Annotated in this window: 10 protein-coding genes; 6 read left to right on the forward strand and 4 right to left on the reverse strand. The window is 48.6% G+C overall.

Features of this window, described 5'->3' with window-relative positions:
• Nucleotides 1–528: 528 nt before the first annotated feature.
• The 3 genes from AB1598_13885 to AB1598_13895 form a co-directional block, all read right to left on the reverse strand.
• Nucleotides 529–1,068 carry a hypothetical protein gene (locus AB1598_13885; GenBank protein ID MEW6146097.1) on the reverse strand — a complete coding sequence of 180 codons (540 nt, stop codon included), beginning with the start codon at nt 1,066–1,068 and terminating at the stop codon, nt 529–531.
• Between the two features lie 218 nt (nt 1,069–1,286).
• Nucleotides 1,287–1,613, reverse strand: coding sequence for a hypothetical protein (locus AB1598_13890; protein ID MEW6146098.1), 327 nt, complete (start codon nt 1,611–1,613; stop codon nt 1,287–1,289).
• Between the two features lie 463 nt (nt 1,614–2,076).
• Nucleotides 2,077–2,325 (reverse strand): hypothetical protein, encoded by a 249-nt coding sequence (locus AB1598_13895; protein MEW6146099.1) that lies wholly within the window; start codon nt 2,323–2,325, stop codon nt 2,077–2,079.
• Nucleotides 2,326–3,993: 1,668 nt separating this feature from the next.
• Here AB1598_13895 and AB1598_13900 point away from each other — a divergent pair.
• Nucleotides 3,994–6,246, forward strand: coding sequence for a hypothetical protein (locus tag AB1598_13900; protein MEW6146100.1), 2,253 nt, complete (start codon nt 3,994–3,996; stop codon nt 6,244–6,246).
• A 442-nt stretch (nt 6,247–6,688) separates the two neighbouring features.
• Here the strand turns inward: AB1598_13900 and AB1598_13905 are convergent, their stop codons facing one another.
• Nucleotides 6,689–7,075, reverse strand: coding sequence for a hypothetical protein (locus tag AB1598_13905; protein ID MEW6146101.1), 387 nt, complete (start codon nt 7,073–7,075; stop codon nt 6,689–6,691).
• Nucleotides 7,076–8,219: 1,144 nt separating this feature from the next.
• Here AB1598_13905 and AB1598_13910 point away from each other — a divergent pair.
• From AB1598_13910 to AB1598_13930, 5 genes are all read left to right on the forward strand, one after another.
• Nucleotides 8,220–11,300 carry a hypothetical protein gene (locus AB1598_13910; GenBank protein MEW6146102.1) on the forward strand — a complete coding sequence of 1,027 codons (3,081 nt, stop codon included), beginning with the start codon at nt 8,220–8,222 and terminating at the stop codon, nt 11,298–11,300.
• A 1,159-nt stretch (nt 11,301–12,459) separates the two neighbouring features.
• Nucleotides 12,460–13,242: a hypothetical protein gene (locus AB1598_13915; GenBank protein ID MEW6146103.1), complete on the forward strand. Its 783-nt coding sequence runs from the start codon at nt 12,460–12,462 to the stop codon at nt 13,240–13,242.
• Between the two features lie 169 nt (nt 13,243–13,411).
• On the forward strand, nt 13,412–14,071 hold the full coding sequence (locus AB1598_13920; protein MEW6146104.1) for a hypothetical protein: 660 nt from the start codon (nt 13,412–13,414) through the stop codon (nt 14,069–14,071).
• Between the two features lie 165 nt (nt 14,072–14,236).
• The gene (locus tag AB1598_13925) at nt 14,237–17,806 is read left to right on the forward strand and encodes a fibronectin type III domain-containing protein (protein MEW6146105.1); all 3,570 of its coding nucleotides are present in this window, start codon (nt 14,237–14,239) and stop codon (nt 17,804–17,806) included.
• An 86-nt stretch (nt 17,807–17,892) separates the two neighbouring features.
• Nucleotides 17,893–18,195 carry a hypothetical protein gene (locus AB1598_13930; protein ID MEW6146106.1) on the forward strand — a complete coding sequence of 101 codons (303 nt, stop codon included), beginning with the start codon at nt 17,893–17,895 and terminating at the stop codon, nt 18,193–18,195.
• Nucleotides 18,196–18,301: the final 106 nt, after the last annotated feature.

Here is an 18,301-nt window from a genome sequence, read left to right on the forward strand (position 1 = left end):
CGAAGGTACTAATCTGAACTCCCGGTTTTAAAACCTTAGGATGACACGAGTATCTCTCCGCCCCCGTAATATGGTCTTTTATATTTTAGACGTATTCCTTATCTGTTTTTAAGATACAAGGGTGACATATTAAAGTAGGGAATAAAAAAGGGAGCCGAACCGACTCCCTCTGGTTTGTATGCTTCTTTTCGGCAGTAGCTATTTTAGCTATTAATCGCGCTGAATACGGTTATCGATTCGGCGCTTTCGGACATCACAAATTTTCCACCAACTTGTCCGGTGGAGTGTCACTCTCACTCATAATGATCACCTCCAACTAAATAATATTATAGATGTTTGGAGGCGCATAGTCAATCGGAATTTCGATGCCTGTTTGTTGAGTGTGTAAAGACAATGGTGAGATTCCCGATCGAGTCGGGAATGACAATAAATATAAATCCCCCTTACTCCCCCTTTTTCCAAGGGGGAAATCAACGGATAAAGCAAAAGACTAGATTGCCGCGCTTCGCTCGCAATGACGGAAAACGGTTAGGTGAATTCGTTGTAGAGGATTATGGCGACGAGGATGGATGTGAGTATGAGGAGCACGTCGCGCAGCGTGAAGCCCCAGAACGTGCGGGCGGGGTCGGCGAGCCCGAGCGGGACCGGAAGGTGGTTCTCCCCGATGATCTCGTCTGCCTTGGGGGAATCGAGGGGGATCATGGCGTCACGACCGCAGCGGGGGCAGACGCAGAATTTGATTCTGAAGAGGGTGAGAGTGTAGAAGAAGGCGACCGCGAAGACGATGGTGGCCGGCAGCCAGAGGTCTTGCTCGAAGACGCCTGCGAAGGCGAGGACGAAGGCGATCATCCAGAGGGCGGACTCCGTCTTGACGCTGCCGTGGGAGGTGCGGTCCTCGAAGCCGATGTAGAGGCAGCACGTGCAGAGCTTTTTCATCGGGATAAGGATAACAGATGGGAGGAGATGGAGCCTGTGACGCTTTTGATTGCATAAAGGACAAAGAATGGTGAAAAGCGTTATTGTTATCCTTCTTTTCCTTGATGAAACACACATAGTGTGTTTTATCAAAAAGACTTCTCAGAATTTGAGAAATTAAAGTACCCCTTCACCCTGTCTCTCTCCCACGCTGGAAAGAGGGAAATTAATGATGCACAAATTCTGTAATGTTGGGGGAATGGAAGAATGAGATCCTGAAACAAGTTCAGGATGACTGAAAAAGGATGAGATTGCCGCGGTTCCTTCGGAACCTCGCAAAGACATGATGGATTGAAGCAGGTTGCGGAGGGCTATTGGATGACGGCGATGCGGTTGACGCTGATGACGATCTGTTCGGATTTTTTGGAGGACGGGGCGATAACGTAGAAATAACCGCTCAGGGTGGAGGAGAGGGTCGGGTTGATTTCGACGGGATCGCCTATATCTTTCCACGTTACCGCGACGATCTTGCCCAGGACGGTCTTATTCTTGTCCGATTTCAGATAAGCTTTTTTGCCGACGTATGTGCATTCCAGGATGTCCCTGTACTTGCAGACGTTATCGTAGGGGGCGGGTTCGGCGAAGGCCGGTGCCGTTAGAAAAAGCATTATGATGAGAACGAGCGTCAGTTTATTCATGAGAGACAAATTGTATTAAATGGTGGGAAGAAATCAAGGCGGTGTGCTTACATACATGATAATATTTATGTTCAGGATGTTTGCCAAGGATACCTGGCCTTTTCCTCTTTAATAGCTATGTCTTCTCTGATTATTTCTTCTACATTAAGGTGGTTGTCTTTGATAATCCTTTGAGCAAGGTCATGGTTAATTGGCAGCATCGTGTCATTGAGGCATTTAGGGCAAGTAGTGGATTTATCTTTTCTCGTAAACTTTTTGGAATAGTAATATAAGACCAACATGGCAGTGCTGAAAATTAGAAAAAAAATACCAGTCGCGGGTGAGCTAACCCAAAATATCAAAGTAACAATTCCGACAAAAATGCCCATCGATACAAGAAAAGTACTTGAGCTATTTTTATCTTCTATCTCGCAGGCGTGAAAACATTGAGTGCATAATTTTCTCATCGGGCGTCATTAGATGATTACTCTTCATCAACTTTGAAATCGAGTTCTTTGATTAACAATTTGCCTCTTGGAGAGTCGGTGGGGATCAAGCTTTTCTTTTCACATATGGGACAGACATTGTCCAATTGCTCCGGTGGGAATTTTTTAGCTTGACCAACAATTCCGGGGTATCCGCCAAATGCGAAGCCTGTAATCTTGTTTTTACCGTAACCTATATAGTGACATTCTGTGCAAATTTTGAGCATGTAATTATTATAATAATTCATGTGGAAATATCCAGTTTAGCAAGATCTATCGGATTCTTACTCAGTTAAGCAATGCGGTAGGGTGCTGGCGGGGTGAGGGATACCCTATATATAGGAGATAAATCCACAAAATGAGAAATTTGAAAGGAGAAATACACAATTTGTGATTTAACAAGGGTGATAATCCACAAAAAGTGGAATTGAATCAACAAAATGTGAATTGGGAGAGGGTTGATCCAATATGTGTACTGGGAGAAAGCAAAATACACAAAACGTGGATTTGAGAGCCAGCTAATACACAAAAAGTGAATTCGGAAAGGGGGAAATCCACAAAATGTGAATTGAGAGCCGGTAAGTACACAAAACGTGGATTGATATGGGAGAAAATTCACAAATTGTGATGCGGGGATAGGGTAAATCCACGAAATATGGAATTGAATTTACAAAATGTGGACTGGGAAAGGATGGGTTGGTTATTGAGAGATTTTTGGGGTAGTGGATAGTTGGGAAGCTTCTTCCGGGATGGTGGGGTTGTTGAAATTGGTCAGGATTTGGTTTCCCAGGGGAATTTGTCTTCTTCCGGAAATTCTTCGGGAATTGATAAGCCATGCATTTTGATAAATTCAATCGCCTCAGGTTTATCAAGCGCAATAAGTGTTTTCTTGCTATTACATTTTGTGCAGTTCCACTGATTTTTGTAAATATTCTGTCCAAGTATAACCGCCTCTATTAAAGCAAATAAGGCGATAATTGTAAAGAAGATGTTGAAGGAGTACAGAACCTGATCACGTAATAATACAATGGAAATAGAAAATAGAATTATTGCAATTAAAAGCTTAGTCGGGAATAAGGAACTAGCCGGAAGCTTATAAATTTTTTTGCACTGAGTACATAAAACTCGCACATGAGTAGTATATAGAATAAAGAATTCGGAATCTAGTTAAATTGGCTGGAATTGTGAAGAGGATCATTGCGCCGCAAGAAAATCCACAAAATGTGGACTGGAATACACAAATTGTGGATTTGGAGTGGGGGTAATCCACAAAATGTGGATTACCAGGGCTGGAATGCACAAATTGTGGACCGAAAGGAAGAGAATTCACAAAATATGTAGCGACTATGAGGCAAATCCACAGAATGTGGATTGGAATACACAAAATGTGGATTTTAAGGGTAGGAAATACACAAATTGTGAATCAATGATGGAGTAAATACACGAAACGTGGAATTGAATTTACAAATTGTGGATTTCGACTTGGAAAAATGATGGGCTGATTATTGAGAAGTTTTGGGACTGGAGGTTTGTTGTTGGGCTGCTTCGGGAATTGTGAGGTTGTGTTCTTTGATCAAAACTTGAGCCTTATGGGAGTCTAAGGGGATTAGAGATTCGTTATTACAGACAGGACATTTTTGACCATCTTGAAACAATCTTAGAAAACTACCAAATGCAAATATCGTAAATATGATACCAAGAATCAAGTAAAATGTGGAACTTAATGAGAAACACAGCGCTGCCAGCGCAACGTTAAAAATAATAAGTCCAAATAGCTTCTTATTTAATTTTCCTTTTCCTGTGTAATAGCACGATGTACATAACTTTTGCATGACAAAACTATATCATATTGTAGTGAGAAAATCTAGTCTGGGAAACAAGTTATATCAATAAAGTTGTAAATATGAGGTAACAAAATGGCAGAACTCAGCAAATTAGAATTACAGATAACCCTTAACGATGAGGGTCTGCGGGATTTTGAGGACCAAGGTGTCAAGGTCGCGGAAACCTTAAATAAGTCTTTTTCGGAACTAGATTCTACATTTATGATGCTTAATAGAAATGCATCTGAATTTAGCCGGAGTCTAAAACTTATAAATGGAAATAAATTAACCTTAAGTGGCTCGTTTTTAGAGTTAGAAAGTACCTTTAATAATTTGAATGATGATTCTGTGGAATTCGGACGAAGTCTGGAAACATTAATGAAGAATGGATCCACATTTGGGAACTCTATTAATCAATCTACTCGGGATGCAGGAGAGGAAGTCAAAAATTTACAAGAAGATGTTCAAGAATCGAAGTCAATTATTGACAGAATTTTTGATAGCTTCGTTCTAAGACTTGCAATTGTATTGATTACGATATTTCAAGTCATTAAGGAAGTAATATCTGGTTTTAAAACAATTATTGCTATATTGAAATTTTTGAATGATCCAATCGGAACAACTAATAGGGTTTTTAACGAAACTAAAGACGCGATTATTCCACTTATCGATAAAAGCAAGAAATTTGTTGATGTTTTAAGGGGGTACGGAAAAGAAATAGTAACTACTATTGGTGCAACGGCATTATTCCAAGCTATCTTAACCGAATTATCATTCATTGCTGGGGGACTTGCAACAATTACACTCCCCGAGTTAATTGTATTAACTGCTCTCTTGGGTGCAGGATATTTGCTTATTACCGGGAAATTGGATCAATATGGCAAAGTTGCTGAGGATGTTTTCAACAACCATGTGATACCACTGTTTCAAAACGCAAACAAAAACGCAGAAGAACTGAAACAAGGAATTAATCACGCAAACGATGCTTTGAAAAACTTAGAGAACCTACCTCAAGAATTGGGGCCTACTCCTGGTCCGCAGCAGAAGTTAATTCTTGAACCTATAGATCCTAAGATATTAGAAGAACAGAAAAGACAAATTGAGGAACTGGAAAATTTTAAACGTAGACAGAATCAAGAGACCCTCGAGCTAATCAGGAAGAATGCAGCAGAACAAATAGAGATTAATAAGAATATCGCGGACAAGCAATCGGAGTTTAGTAAAAAAGCGACAGAAGATATAAAGAATAATATCGAAGAGCAAGCCCAAACTATTCAAGAAAAGGGACCAATCAAACTCCCGGACATTACAAACCCCAGAATAATCACAGACCCAAAGGAGTTGGAGCAATTTAATAAAGAGATTGAGGAATTGAGAAAGAGTAACGACGTAATAAATCAACAGAGCAGTAATCTCTCTCTTCTTAATGGTGCTCTTGCGATGGCGGGTGAAGCATCGCTCAAGTTTGCTGGTGGTCAAGATGTTATGTCTGATGCGACTAATGGCGTATTGACGAGTGTGGTTAGCTTGAGGGAAAAGGGTATAGACCCACTGGCCGGACAGACAGATGAATTGACTGACAAGATGGAGACCGCAAGCGGACAGGTAGAGCAGGTTAAGGGGAAGTTTAACACATACGGCATTAGCCTTGGCGATGTAAATGATTTGAACAAAGTATTCGGCGTAACTCAGGACCAGGTAAATCAGTCTCTTGATGACGGAACTGTAGCGTTTGACAGTGCGGGCGCGAGTGCGGAGGAGTTTGGGGATACACTCGATCAGGTGCAAACCTCCGGTGGGTTCTTTGAGGGGATAAAGCAGGGGTTCATTGATTTTGTGGAGAATGTAGAGAGCAACAGCGAGCTTATGGCTGACTTTTTTGCCGATACGCTCTCGCAGATGTCCCAGAGCTTTAGCGATCTGTTCTTTAACGTCCTGACAGGGAAATTCAAAGACCTGGCAGACTTGGCGAAGCAGGCTTTCGAGGCTATTCTCCGTGCGTTTCTCGATCTGGTTGCGGCCATAGTCACAAAGCAGATAGTTATAAGCATTGCGGGTGTATTCGGTTTTGGGAAGGAGTCCAGCGCGTCCCAGGGGCTTGATTTTGCCAAGCAGGTGTTTGGTATCTTTGAAGATGCCGGAAGCTTCTTCGGCACCGGAAGCGCTGCTGCCGGAGCCGGAGCAGCAGTGGCGGGTGCAGGCGGAGGAGCAATTGCTTCGGGGGCCGGACTAGGGGGATTTGCCGCAAGCGGCTTAAGCTCAGTAGGGACGGCAGGTTTTGGCGCAACGTCAGTTTTTGATGTGGCTGCCGCGGGGGGAGGGGAGGAGTATAGACTGGCGGCGTGAGGGAAAACATATATATAAGGTATGGATTCCCGATCAGAGTCAGGAATGACAGAAAAAGCCTAAATCCTCCCAAACCCTCCTTTTAGATCCTAATTAGATCCCGGATCGGAGTCCGGGACACGGTTCAGGACAGGTGGAGGGAATTGAAAGAAGAGATAGATTTCTCCCTGCGGTCGAAATGACGGAAAATCAACAAAATGTTGAATTTGGTGATTGGAATATGCATCTTGTTGATTAAGGAAGAGAAAAGATTGCAAAATGAAGGATTCGAAGGGGCAAAATCAACAAATTGAGGAATTTGGGAGTGGAATTATTCAAAAGACGAAATCAACAAAATGAAGAATTGTGAGGGCGAGAGTTGCATTTTGTTGATTGAGTATGGTGTTTAGTCAACAAAATGAAAGATTGTGGGGAAGAAAATTTACAAATTGCAATATTGGGATTAAAGCTTGGGGGTTTCTAGTGAATTTGTGCTCGATTCGGTTTGAGTAATTGGAGAAGGATTTTCGCCAACTTTAAGGTCATATTTTTTGATTAAAATGATTGCTTCGGGGTTATCGAGAGGGAGCATTTCTTTATGGCCGCATTTTGGGCAGGTTTTGCCATTGGAGAAGTAATTTAGAAGATTGAACACCCCGAACATTATAAAAAAGTATCCAACAACATGGTGCAGAGCTCCCTTTAGATCTAGAATCGACTCTCTAACGACAAATCCCAATCCTATCGCTATAGACAGAGCTGCTCCATAGATATTTGCGGTAAAGAAATCACTAAGTGTATCGTTTTTCCCCTTTCCTATATAATTGCAGATAGGGCATAGTCTCGACATATTAATATTATATCCATTCATGAAATAAAATCTAGCTTAATGCTTAAATGAATAATCAGATCGAATCAAAACTTGTTTTCAATCATGCAGTGACCTTTTGAAATCTAAACTGAAAAAAGGAGAATATGGTTAACGATTCTATGGATTATGTATTGATTCGTTAGCTTATCTAACTACAATGGCTACTCGTCCGACAATAGTAATTGGTATTGAATTCGATAAAAAGGATTACAGTGAATTTGAGAAAATGTTGCAAAAATTACAGAGCAATCTTCTAATAGCAACTGCTAGTGTAGGGGGAACGGGTAATCCGGTAGCTATAGGTGTAGTTGCAACAGCTGCACTTTATCTATTGTTTGAGTATGCGACTGAGAAGGTCTTAGATATGGCAATAGATGGTGTTATTAATTCGATACATGATACTTTAGAACGTCAAGATGTGATGAAGAGAGTCGATCAATCTAAGCTTGACTTAGATTTTGAAAATAAATTTGATTCATCACTAAAAAAGCTTAACGATCATGTAACACGGAAAATCGAATATTTCAAGCAAAACCCCATTGAGGTACAAGTAGATGAGATAGTTCAGTTCGCGTTAGATAATGACGGCGTTGTTCTACCATTCGAGGCAATTTTAGAAACCAAACCCGAAGATATCCAGATACTGTTTGATCAACAAGATATCGATGAGATAAATAATAGAGTCCAAGAGAAAATTAGCGAAATTCAGCAGCAACAGTTTGAGTTACAGAAAGCATTAGAAATGATGTTACAACTACCGGATGAATCGGTAATACCAAATAAGAAAATAGAATTTAATGAAATTATTCCTGAAGGCCTGCAAAATAAGCTGGAAGAGCAGAAGGGTATTATCAAGGACTATCATGCTGAATTGGAGATAGGAGAAAAAGTCGTATCAGAATATGGAGGGAGTTTTAAGATTCTCGATGGTGCAATTGCGATGGCGGGTGAGGGGTTGGTTGCTGGTGCGGGGGCACAGAGTGAATTTGCAGAATCCACGAAAGGAACAGCGAATCAATTAAAGAATGAAGCCGAGAGGATAACAAATCTCGATCCGAATTTACAAGACTTAGCCAAGAGGAATGAAGATGTAGCTCTAGCTCAAGAACAGGTGAATCAAGCGGTGGGTGATGGTAGCACTACCTTTGATAACGCAAGCGACAGCGTGGAAGCATATAGCGATACTCTCGAGAAGGTTGAAAATTCCGGAGGGTTCTTCGAGGGGATAAAGCAGGGCTTTATTGATTTTGTGGAGAGTGTGGAGAGCAACAGTGAGCTTATGGCTGACTTTTTTGCCAGTACACTCTCGCAGATGTCACAGAACTTTAGTGAATTGTTCTTCAACGTCATTACTGGAAAGTTCGATGATTTGAAAGACCTCGCAAAGCAAGCGTTTGAGGCGATTCTCAGATCGTTCCTGGATCTCGTCTCTGCAATAGCAACAAGACAGTTGGTGATAAGTATTGCCGGGGTGTTCGGAGTAGATACGAAGGGGGCGAGCGCCACTGATGTGCTCGGGTTTGGGAAACAGGCGGCGGGCATAGGTGCTGATCTTGCCGGGATATTCGGAGGGGGAAGCGGAGCCGCCGGAAGTACAGCCATAGCAGGTGGGGCAACGTCACTGGGCACAGGTACTGTCGCCATTGGCAGCGGACTCGGAGGGATAAGCTCGGTAGGAACTGGAGCGGCTGTAGGAGCTACTTCTGTACTCGATGTCAGCGCAGCGGGCGGGGCACTCGGTGGAATATCTACGGTAGTTCCCGAAACAGGCGGTTTCCTCGCCGGTATAGGTGGCGTTGCGGGTGCTATTACCATAGTAGGAGCCGTGTTAGCCGCAGCCGCGCTGGCTTTCACAATAATCGCGCCCTTCCTTAAGAAGACACCCAGATTGGACATCGATTTCGACTCGGTAAAGACAGAAGCGGGAAGGAGGGCCGCGTTAGTAAGCGAGCTGCTCGACGACGACTTCCTCAAGGACGAGATCATAGACATATCCGTCAAGCGGAAGGCGGGCCTCGGGCTCGGAGGGGACGAGGGGATAAAAGACGTGCTCGCCGATGCAATACAGGACGCAGTGAATAACCTGCTCGACATAATTAACAAACTGCCCACGGACCTCGCGGACACGCTCACGGAAGAACTCCTGAACACCCCGCTCGATACGGAGACGGAGGTAGCCGGGGAGAGGCTCTTCGAGTTCGACGCAAAGGGCAAGAAGATAGGCGAGAAATTCAATCAGCTCATAAACGGGGAGATACAGGCGAAGTTCCTTTTTGCGGTGGACGGGTTCCTTCAAACCATGTTCGAATCGCTCGGGGTGCTGCCCGAGGCAGCGGAGGCGTTCCTCGACGAGAGGTTCGAGGAGTTTAAGAACGCGGGATCGAGAGAGGCGAGGGCGAAGGTGGGGCAGGAGCTGTTAGCCGATATAAATGCCTTCGTCGATGCGTTTAACATCGTTAGCGGCAATGTTAATGACGCGATAGGGCAGACGATACAGAGCATTAACAGCCTTTCGAGTAAGCTCGGGTTCGATGCCGTGCCATCGATAGGAGAGCTGACCGAGAAACTCGGCGAACTGATCCAGAATGCGGAGCTGGACGCAGAGACCGTGCAGATGTATGCCGATCTCAGGAACGCGATAGTCCAGGGCATATCGGACATTATCAACTCCATAACGGGGCTCATAGGGAAGATAAGCCAGCTCAACTCGACCATAGTGAGTCTCGGCGGCTCGGCCGTGAACATCATCCCGTTCCTCGACGAGGCGCAGGCGAAGCTGGTCGATTTCTATACGACGAACGTAGGCAACCTGTCGTTAGGCGAGCAGGAGATGTTCCTCGACGAGCTGCTCGGCATAGCGAACGCGAAGCTCGCCGAGGAGCAGGCGGCGTTCCAGAGGGCGCAGGAGGCGCGGCAGAAGGCTGAAGAGGCGCAGAGGGCGAGGATAGAGAAGCGGATAGACAACCTGAATAAAGAGAAGGACAAGATAAACGAGGTATTTCAGGAGAGGATAGACGCGCTCAACGAGGAGCTGAGGATAGCGGAGGACTTCGCGCAGCTCACGGAGTCGATAAGGCAGACGCTCGATTCGATACTGTTCAGCCCGGAGAGCGTGCTCACGGGGGTGGAGCAGGTGAGCGCGCTCAAGACGAACATCGCCACTCTGCAGGCGCAGCTCGCGTCCACTACGGACCCGGAGAAGCAGCTCGATATAGCGGGGAGGCTGGAGGAGGCGTTCAAGACGCTGTTCGATACGGCGGGGGACGCGTTCGGCGTGAACTCGCCCGAGTTCGTCGCGATATTCGACCGGGTGACCGGGGGGTTGGAAAACCTTGCGGAATTCACCGAGGGAAGGGGGAGGAGCGTCGAGGAGATATCGGCCGAGATAGAAAGGCTCACGGCCGAGAACGAGGCTACGTTAAAGAGCATAGACGCGAAGATCGAGGCCGCGCAGGAGAGGCTCGCCAATATAGGGCAGTCGACGGCCGACAATACTTTCCACGCTTCCCAGGAGCTGACGGAGCTCTTCGAGTTCATAAGGACCGAGTACATGAGGATTTTAGAAGAAAGGTTCGCGCAGTTAGGTGAAGTGAGCGAGTTCGGCTTTGCGACGGAGACGGAGGGGTTAGGCGTGATCGCCGGGCTCGCCGACGAGAGCCTGACGGTGCTGAAGGGGATGGGCGAGGAGACTGTGAGCCAGACGGGCTACCTCTCGGAGATAGCGAAGAAGCTCGGGGCTCTTGCCGGATTCCAGCACGGGTCGGAGGGGTTCAGGGACTTCGGCAGGGGGACGCTCGCCGTGCTCCACGGGCTTGAAGCGGTGATAACGAAGAGGGACATCGCCGGCATACAGGAATCGATACTTCACCAAATAGCCGGCGCTGGAATAAGCGGGCTCGCCGGCAGGATAGCGGGGGAGGGGGACGGACGGGGCGGAATTATCCGGGAGGGCTTCTTCGCCGGGACGAGGCCCGGGGGAGGGTTCATACCGGGGATACCCGTGAATATGACAGGGCCCGAGACGGGCGAGCCTCAGAACCATGTGACGGAGATGAACGTGGACATAAACGTGAACGTGAACGGCGGGTCGCAGGCGTCGATCGCGTCCCTTGCGGGGGAGATAGAGAACGTGATGGTGAGGAGCATAAGGCAGGGGAGGGTGAGGAAGGAGCTTCAGGAGGCGGCTGCGAGGAGGATTGCATGATCCCCTCCGTCACGGTTTTCAGCTCCGCTCACCGAGCTTCGCCGGACGAGTCGGGGGGACAAGAGGGGAGGGGGCTGCGCCTTCGGCTTCGCCTTCCCAAGGGGGGTGCAGGATGTCCGGCTTCGCCAAGAGGCTACACCGGGACAAGCAGGATGCAGGATGATCATCCCTCTTGACCCTTGCCTTATGTAATAGGGAGATTTAAGACAAATCCACCCTTACCCTCCTTTACGAAAGGAGGGGACAAAAAAGGAAAGATGAGATTGCCGCGGTCGCATACTGCGCTCCCTCGCAAAGACAGAAACTGATAAATCCTCCCTGTCCTATTTTGGCTTAGGCTACGATCAGCCGGAAGTTAATTTCCTCAGTCGTCTTTGTTGGTATGGCGTCCGGATGCTCGCTCGTTCGCATCCGTTCTTTTTCTAAGGAGGGAAATAAAGAAAGGACAAAGACGAGATTCCCGATCGGATCCTGAAACAAGTTCAGGACAGGGTCGGGAATGACGGGAATAAGGACCCGTTCATAGACCCTTCGACGGGCTTCCGGCTTCGTCGAGACTTCGCCGGACATGCAGGGCGAACGGGATTTGTTGGATGTATGAGTGAAATGTGACACCCCCATCCAAACCTTCCCCCTGTCTCGGGGGAAGGTCTTAGTGGTATCGCGGCTGGAAGCCGCTCCTACAAAAGTAAGGCAGGACAAAAGATGAGATCCCCGGCCCGTCAGGGCGACGCCGCGGCAAGCCCGATCGGGGTTGGGAATGACGGGTATTAAATCCACCCTGACCCTCCTTTACGAAAGGAGGGGATTACAGAAAAGGCAAAAAGATTTCTCGGACAAGACTCGAAATGACGAGGTATGTTGGTTCGGTGCATGTCGCGGCTGGCCTGTCCTGAATACTGAATCAAGTTCAGCACAAGCTTGTTTCAGGAAAGCCGCTCCTACGGATTTAAGATACGAGATGCTGAAATGAATTCAGCATGACAAGATTTTTAGATTCCCGATTAAGGCATTCGGGAATGACGGAAAAGGAAGAGACCCTGAAATAAATTCAGGGTGACAGATTATTATGAGGTACACCCTCACCCCTGCCCCTCTCCCCTCCTATAGAGGGAGAGGGAATTGAAAGTATAAAGGACATGAAATGGCGAACAGGAGAATGGCAAGGACATTTATGCCGGTGACGGTGCTCACGGCGACGACGGAGGCGGCGAGCTTCCCGAAGGAGAATATCGTGGACCGGACGAGCCCGCAGAGGGCGTGGCGGTCGACGACGGTTGCGGCGGACCAGAGGGTAGTGATCGACCTCGGAGCGGCGCAGACGGACGTTACGTGTTATCTCGACTGGGTGAACTTCGGCTCGTTCAAATACCAGGAGTCGGCTGACGGCTCGACGGGGTGGGCGGACGTGACTCCGGCACTGACCGTGGAGAAGGACCCGATGCACGGGATTTACCGGAGGACGGATGATATTACGATGTCGGGGAAGCGTTATCTCGGCATTCTAATCCCGGCGCAGGCTCCGGTCGATGGGACTGATTATTTCCGGATCGGCACGTTCTGCGCGCCTTCGCCCGTCGTCGAGCTCGACGCGGAGACGACGGTCGAGTACCCGTTCGACGCGGCGCTCCCTGAATCATACATAGTCGAGAACAGGTTCCCGGGCGGAGGAGCGGAGAAGATCAGGCTCGGGGTGATGCAGCCGATGGTGATATCGTTCGCGCTCAAGACAGGGGCGATGCAGAACATAAAGGGGGCGTCTGTGGGGGAGATCGCCGACATGCTGAGGGACGGGACCGGTACGCTTTTTCTCGACTTCAACCTGGGGGAGACGTGGCAGGCGTATCTCGTGAGGAAGTCCGGGGAGCTGCGGGCGACGGTGAGCGCGCCGGCGGTGGGGACGGCCGATTTCGGGACGGTGCTGTTCGAGGTGGTGGTGTAGGGGAGAGAGGATCACGGATTAAAAATCAAAGCGATGAGTGACTGCGGGCCGTCCTGAAATAAAATCAGGACAGGTTTCTGCGGTTACGGGAGAGGTGTATTGTGGATGCGGGCAACAGCGGTTCAATCGGGATAAGAATAGTAAAGATCAAGAGACCGGAGGGAAAGTAATGCAGAAAGTAAAAATGCCGACAGCCAGGCAAATATCGGCACTCGAGCGCGTGATGAAAGGTGAACGCCTCGAATTATTCCAGAGCGCGTTCGATGTGCTTCATGACGGCAAGCGGGTAAAGGATAACCCGGAGACAGAATGGAGGGTGGATAATCTCCCATATCTTTACCGCGGGTTCGAGCGGGTCAACAGAGAAAGCCGAAGCAGCCGCAGCAGGCCGGCGGGAATAGTATCCGCAAGGGTAAAATCCGCGGATGCGGTCCTTGACTTGGGCCTCATCTCGGTCGATGTGGTCACCAGCGCCGGCGTGAACTATGTAATAGACGCATTTCAAGGGGTGGGCGGTGCCGCGGTAGCGAACCTGAAATACCACGCGAGCGGGACGAGCAGCACGGCCGCGGGCACGTCCAATACGGCTCTGGGCACGGAGGTCGGCACTAGAGTTGCCGGGACACAAGCGGAGGGGGCCAGCGCGAATATTTACAAAACAGTCGCGACACTGACGTATGGGTCATCGTTCAGTATCGTCGAGTGGGGGCTGTTCTCCGCATCCAGTTCCGGGACATTGTTCGACAGGATAGTGTTCTCGGCGATATCTGTGGATACGAGCACGGGGATTGAATTTTCGTTCGAATGGACGCTTAACGCGGGAGGGTGATAAGTGGCTTTTCCTGTCGTAGAATCATTTACACAACATGCGTTTACGAGCGATTCAACAACACATAACGTGACTATGCCCTCCCCCGTTAATGCGGGGGAGCTCTTAATAGCCTTTATTTGTGTTGACGGGAGCGCTACGATCAGCACGCCTTCCGGCTGGGTATTGCTGGATGATCAGCTTGCCTCTAATGGAACATCGTTCCGTGCCGGGGTGTTCCTAAGAGCGGCTGACGGCAGTGAAGGCGGCACAAACGTCAACTTCGCCACATCAAGCGCCGAAGAAGCCTCTGTGCACCTTTATCGCGTTTCGAACTGGCACGGTACGATCGGTCTCGGAGTTAACGGCGATGTAGCGACTGACGCGAATACGGAAGAGCTCACCGCCAATCCGCCAAATGTTAGCCCGTTCTGGGGCGCCGAGGATACGCTGTGGCTGGCGTTTTTCGGCGCGTCCGACTCGAACGTTACCGGTGTGGACTCTTATCCTGCAAATTTTACTCACGGCGTGTTTACCCATACGGGATTCGATACCTCAAGCACGCAAATAGCATCCTGTCGCAGAGAGCTAAATCAACCAAGCAATAACCCCGACGCATTTGATTTTTCCGGTGGCGGAACTGCGCGCTGGGTAGCGTATACGATTGCCGTCAGACCCGCGGAATTTACTGCTGTACCGAAGTCAGTTTCAGGCGCTTCCACAAACTCCGGTGTGTTAAGCACGCGTATCTCGGTGGTGAAAGCTCTAACCGGCGTATCCGTAAATTCAGGCTCACTGGCGAGTTTTGTTAACCGCATACAGGCAATCGCGGGCGCGGCTGCGAACGCAGGGGCGTTGGCAAAGAAGGTGCTGAAAGCCATTGCCGGGACTTCGGCTGATACAGGCGAGCTGGCGGCGGACGATCTATTCTCCGCACGATGGTCTTTTGAACATCTCGAGGCGGCGGTTACGCACGGGTTTCCAACCGTCTACGTGGAGGTTAATGACGGTGCAATGCCTTCGGGGGCGTTCCCGGCGGGTACGTTCTTTGAAAGGCGGATACTGGAAGTACCCCGGCTTGAGGAAGTTGAATTAGATTCCCGGTTCGGCATATCCGGGTTTCGACGCACTACGCTAGTCCTTGACAACACCGACGGGTATTTTAACGCAAGGGATATGCAAGGCATGTATATCCGCATGTTCTTTGTCAATGCCGAAGGTACGGCATACAAGGAGTTCAAGGGGCAGGTCGTTGACTGGACGCTATCTCACAGGGTAACGCTCAATATAGAGGATGTCGATGCGATAACACTCACTCAGGACTTTCCGAAACGGTCGCTCAACGAGTTAGTCGAGGCGGAGAAGATCGCCGACGCGGGGTTCGAGGACGTGGTTATCGCTAACGACCTCGGCAAGCCCGTACCTATCATCTTTGGCAGGGCGATAAAGGTTCCATTGCTATATGTGAAGGCAGACGAGGCCAGCCGAGAGTATGACTATATAATCGGAGAGGGGATAGGGCTGAACGATAATCCGTTTCAGGAAGTATTTACGGTCTACAGGAATGACCAGGCGCTCGACGAGATAAACGGAGATGTGGCTGCGGCTACTTCGACTACGCTAACCCTTGAGACAGCGGATAAACGTCCGGATAGCTGGTACAGGTACTGGTGGGTGGAAATAACGGCAGGCACGGGTGTGGGACAAATAAGATATGTCACCGCTTATGACTCCGCGAATAACAGAATAACGATAAGCTCCGCATGGTCAGTAACACCTAATACGGGAAGTGATTACAAGCTCTCCGAATGGCGGTTCTACGACGGCTCGCAGGTATCGCCCTATGCCGGATATGCATTCATACGCTTTAAGAAGCGAATGGGGGTATCGGGAAGGACTGACCCCCTATATGCGGACGTGAACGGGCTGAGTGATGAGACGAATCCCGTGAGGGCGATACAAAGCCTCCTGGGCAATCCCGACTGGGGATTAGGCATAGACGTGGATACGGCCTCGTTTAATACAGCGGCGGGGCTATCGGCCATATCATCGATGCTGTGCGAGGGGGTGATTGCCGATACGACGGGGGCTGTTGACGTATTCCGGGAGTTATTAGGATTCCGGGATATGGTTTTATCGAAGGACGACACGATACGGATAGCGGTAGACCAGGCGAAGGTAAGCAGTATCAACCTCGGCCTCGGGGATGAAACGGGATGGAATAACATACTGACGGGAAGCCCGGAGATATTCCATATCCATCCGAATGAAAAGGTGCGGAACCTCAAGGTCAAGTACCGGAAGAATAATAAAGAGAATGACGTATATCTGCACGAATTAGAAAGACAATCGAGTACAAACGGTATTGATACAACCGTCAATCTGCCCTTTATTTATGAACATGCAACCGCTGACAGGTGGCTTGACTACAAGCGCAAGCGGTTACTGGCTGCAGTGAAGCGGCTATCCCTCGGCATAGGTCAGGAGGGGCAGGAGATATTGAGGGGCGACCTTGCGACGGTAACAATAGCCACTCTCGGCATGAACGCCCAGTCATGGGAGGTAACGGGGGCGAGCGTAACCCCGGCGGGGGAGAACACGGTAAGTCTCGTACCGTACTCGGCAAGCCCGTATACATACGTTCCGATAACGAGTGAGGGCGGGACGCTCCCGGTCGATGAGTCGTTCGACATACCGCCCGATTATGACAAGTCGATTCCCGATCCCGTGAGCGGGGTGTCCGTAACGATGTCGATGGGGATAGTGGGATTTACGGCTCATCCCTTCGCCACGATAACATGGACGGCCCCGGAGGATAACTACGGCGGGGCGGTGATAAGCACGAAGCTGCACTCGGACGCGACGACATTATTCCGGGTAGTGGGTACGTACACTGGCACGACGGCGAGGATAGAGGGGTTAGTTCCAGGGCAGCTCTATGATTTTCTGATCGAGTCTCTCAACGTGACCGGGGAATTAAAAGGGCTCGGAGTCACGGTCAACAACGGCGGCGCGGGATATATCGCCGGAGGGGATTCGACCGCGCCTGGAACATGGACGCATAATCTAACAGGGGGGGCGAAATTTGGCAAGCTTTTCTGGACATGGAATAAGCATCCTGAAGCAGATGTCGCCTACTACGAGGCTGAATTAAACACGTCGACGAGCGGAGGAGTGCTTGGAAAAGAAATTATCCCACACTTGAACGACGTGGATTTCAAGCCGCGATATGAGATCGAGATCCAGACAGGAGATTTAACCAATCCTATAACTAGGGCACTACGAATTAGAGCCGTGGATCACTCGGGCAATAAAAGCGGATGGACAACACCTCTGATCGCAGCGAGCACGGGCGATGTTGGGAGAGACGACCTTCACAATAACGCCACGATGGATATTGAAATAGCGACGGCGCCCGGTGAGCAACCGGGAATAAATCAGACACAGAGTGTCTGGTATGAAGTTATATCTGTTACAATATCGACGGACAGGACTGGGGTAGTAAAAGTCCATTATACAGGACAGTTTACAGGCTCCGGTAACGGCTATGCTGTAAGGCTTCTACGCGGCTCGACAGTTCTGCGGACGTTTTCCAATATCTCTGTCGAAGGAAAATACCCCGTGAGTTTAAACTATGTGGAAAGTATCGGAGCTGGTACAAAAACATATAAAATTGAAACAAGAAATACGGTAGCAGGCGGAATCGGTTTAGGATTGTTGAATAATTCTTTATCGGTCCAAGGAGATTTTAAGTGATACATTACGCTATCGTTAACGAATATGGAGAAGTCGAAGGTCAATATTGTAAGATCGGCGCGTCGACGAATCCGAATGCCTTTGTAATGTTGGAAGTGCCGCCTGGACGAAAGAAGGTTTTATTAACGCAAGAAGAATACCAAATATTAATGTGTGAATATGACGAAGAAAAATTAGTGCATAAATGCAAGATTGATTTGCTTGAATCAAAAATAATTGCTATGACTGATGCTGAAGTTGATGAGGTTGTTAACCGTCGTCCCGAGTGGGCACGTGATATTGAAATGCCCAATGGCAAAATTAAGAGGGAGAAAAAAGACGGCACAATATGGGAGGTGCTCCCGGATAATAGATTAACTCCCTGGGTTATAGAAGAGAATAGTAAATAGCTAATCCGAAAATAATAATCAGGGTCGCGGCGCATTATAAGCAGGACAACATCCTCCTTTACCTCCTTTACACGCGCCGCGGCCCTTTTTTATAGCCAATGAATCT

It is taken from the genome of Thermodesulfobacteriota bacterium (genome assembly GCA_040754335.1).
In the GTDB taxonomy this organism is placed as follows: Bacteria; Desulfobacterota_D; UBA1144; order Nemesobacterales; family UBA2774; genus 2-12-FULL-53-21.

Coding starts and splice junctions, on each gene's coding strand:
- AB1598_13890 (MEW6146098.1), bottom strand. CDS start 1,613: ATGAATAAACTGACGCTCGTTCTCATCATAATGCTTTTTCTAACGGCA.
- AB1598_13895 (MEW6146099.1), bottom strand. CDS start 2,325: ATGAATTATTATAATAATTACATGCTCAAAATTTGCACAGAATGTCAC.
- AB1598_13900 (MEW6146100.1), top strand. CDS start 3,994: ATGGCAGAACTCAGCAAATTAGAATTACAGATAACCCTTAACGATGAG.
- AB1598_13905 (MEW6146101.1), bottom strand. CDS start 7,075: ATGTCGAGACTATGCCCTATCTGCAATTATATAGGAAAGGGGAAAAAC.
- AB1598_13915 (MEW6146103.1), top strand. CDS start 12,460: ATGGCAAGGACATTTATGCCGGTGACGGTGCTCACGGCGACGACGGAG.
- AB1598_13920 (MEW6146104.1), top strand. CDS start 13,412: ATGCAGAAAGTAAAAATGCCGACAGCCAGGCAAATATCGGCACTCGAG.
- AB1598_13930 (MEW6146106.1), top strand. CDS start 17,893: ATGTTGGAAGTGCCGCCTGGACGAAAGAAGGTTTTATTAACGCAAGAA.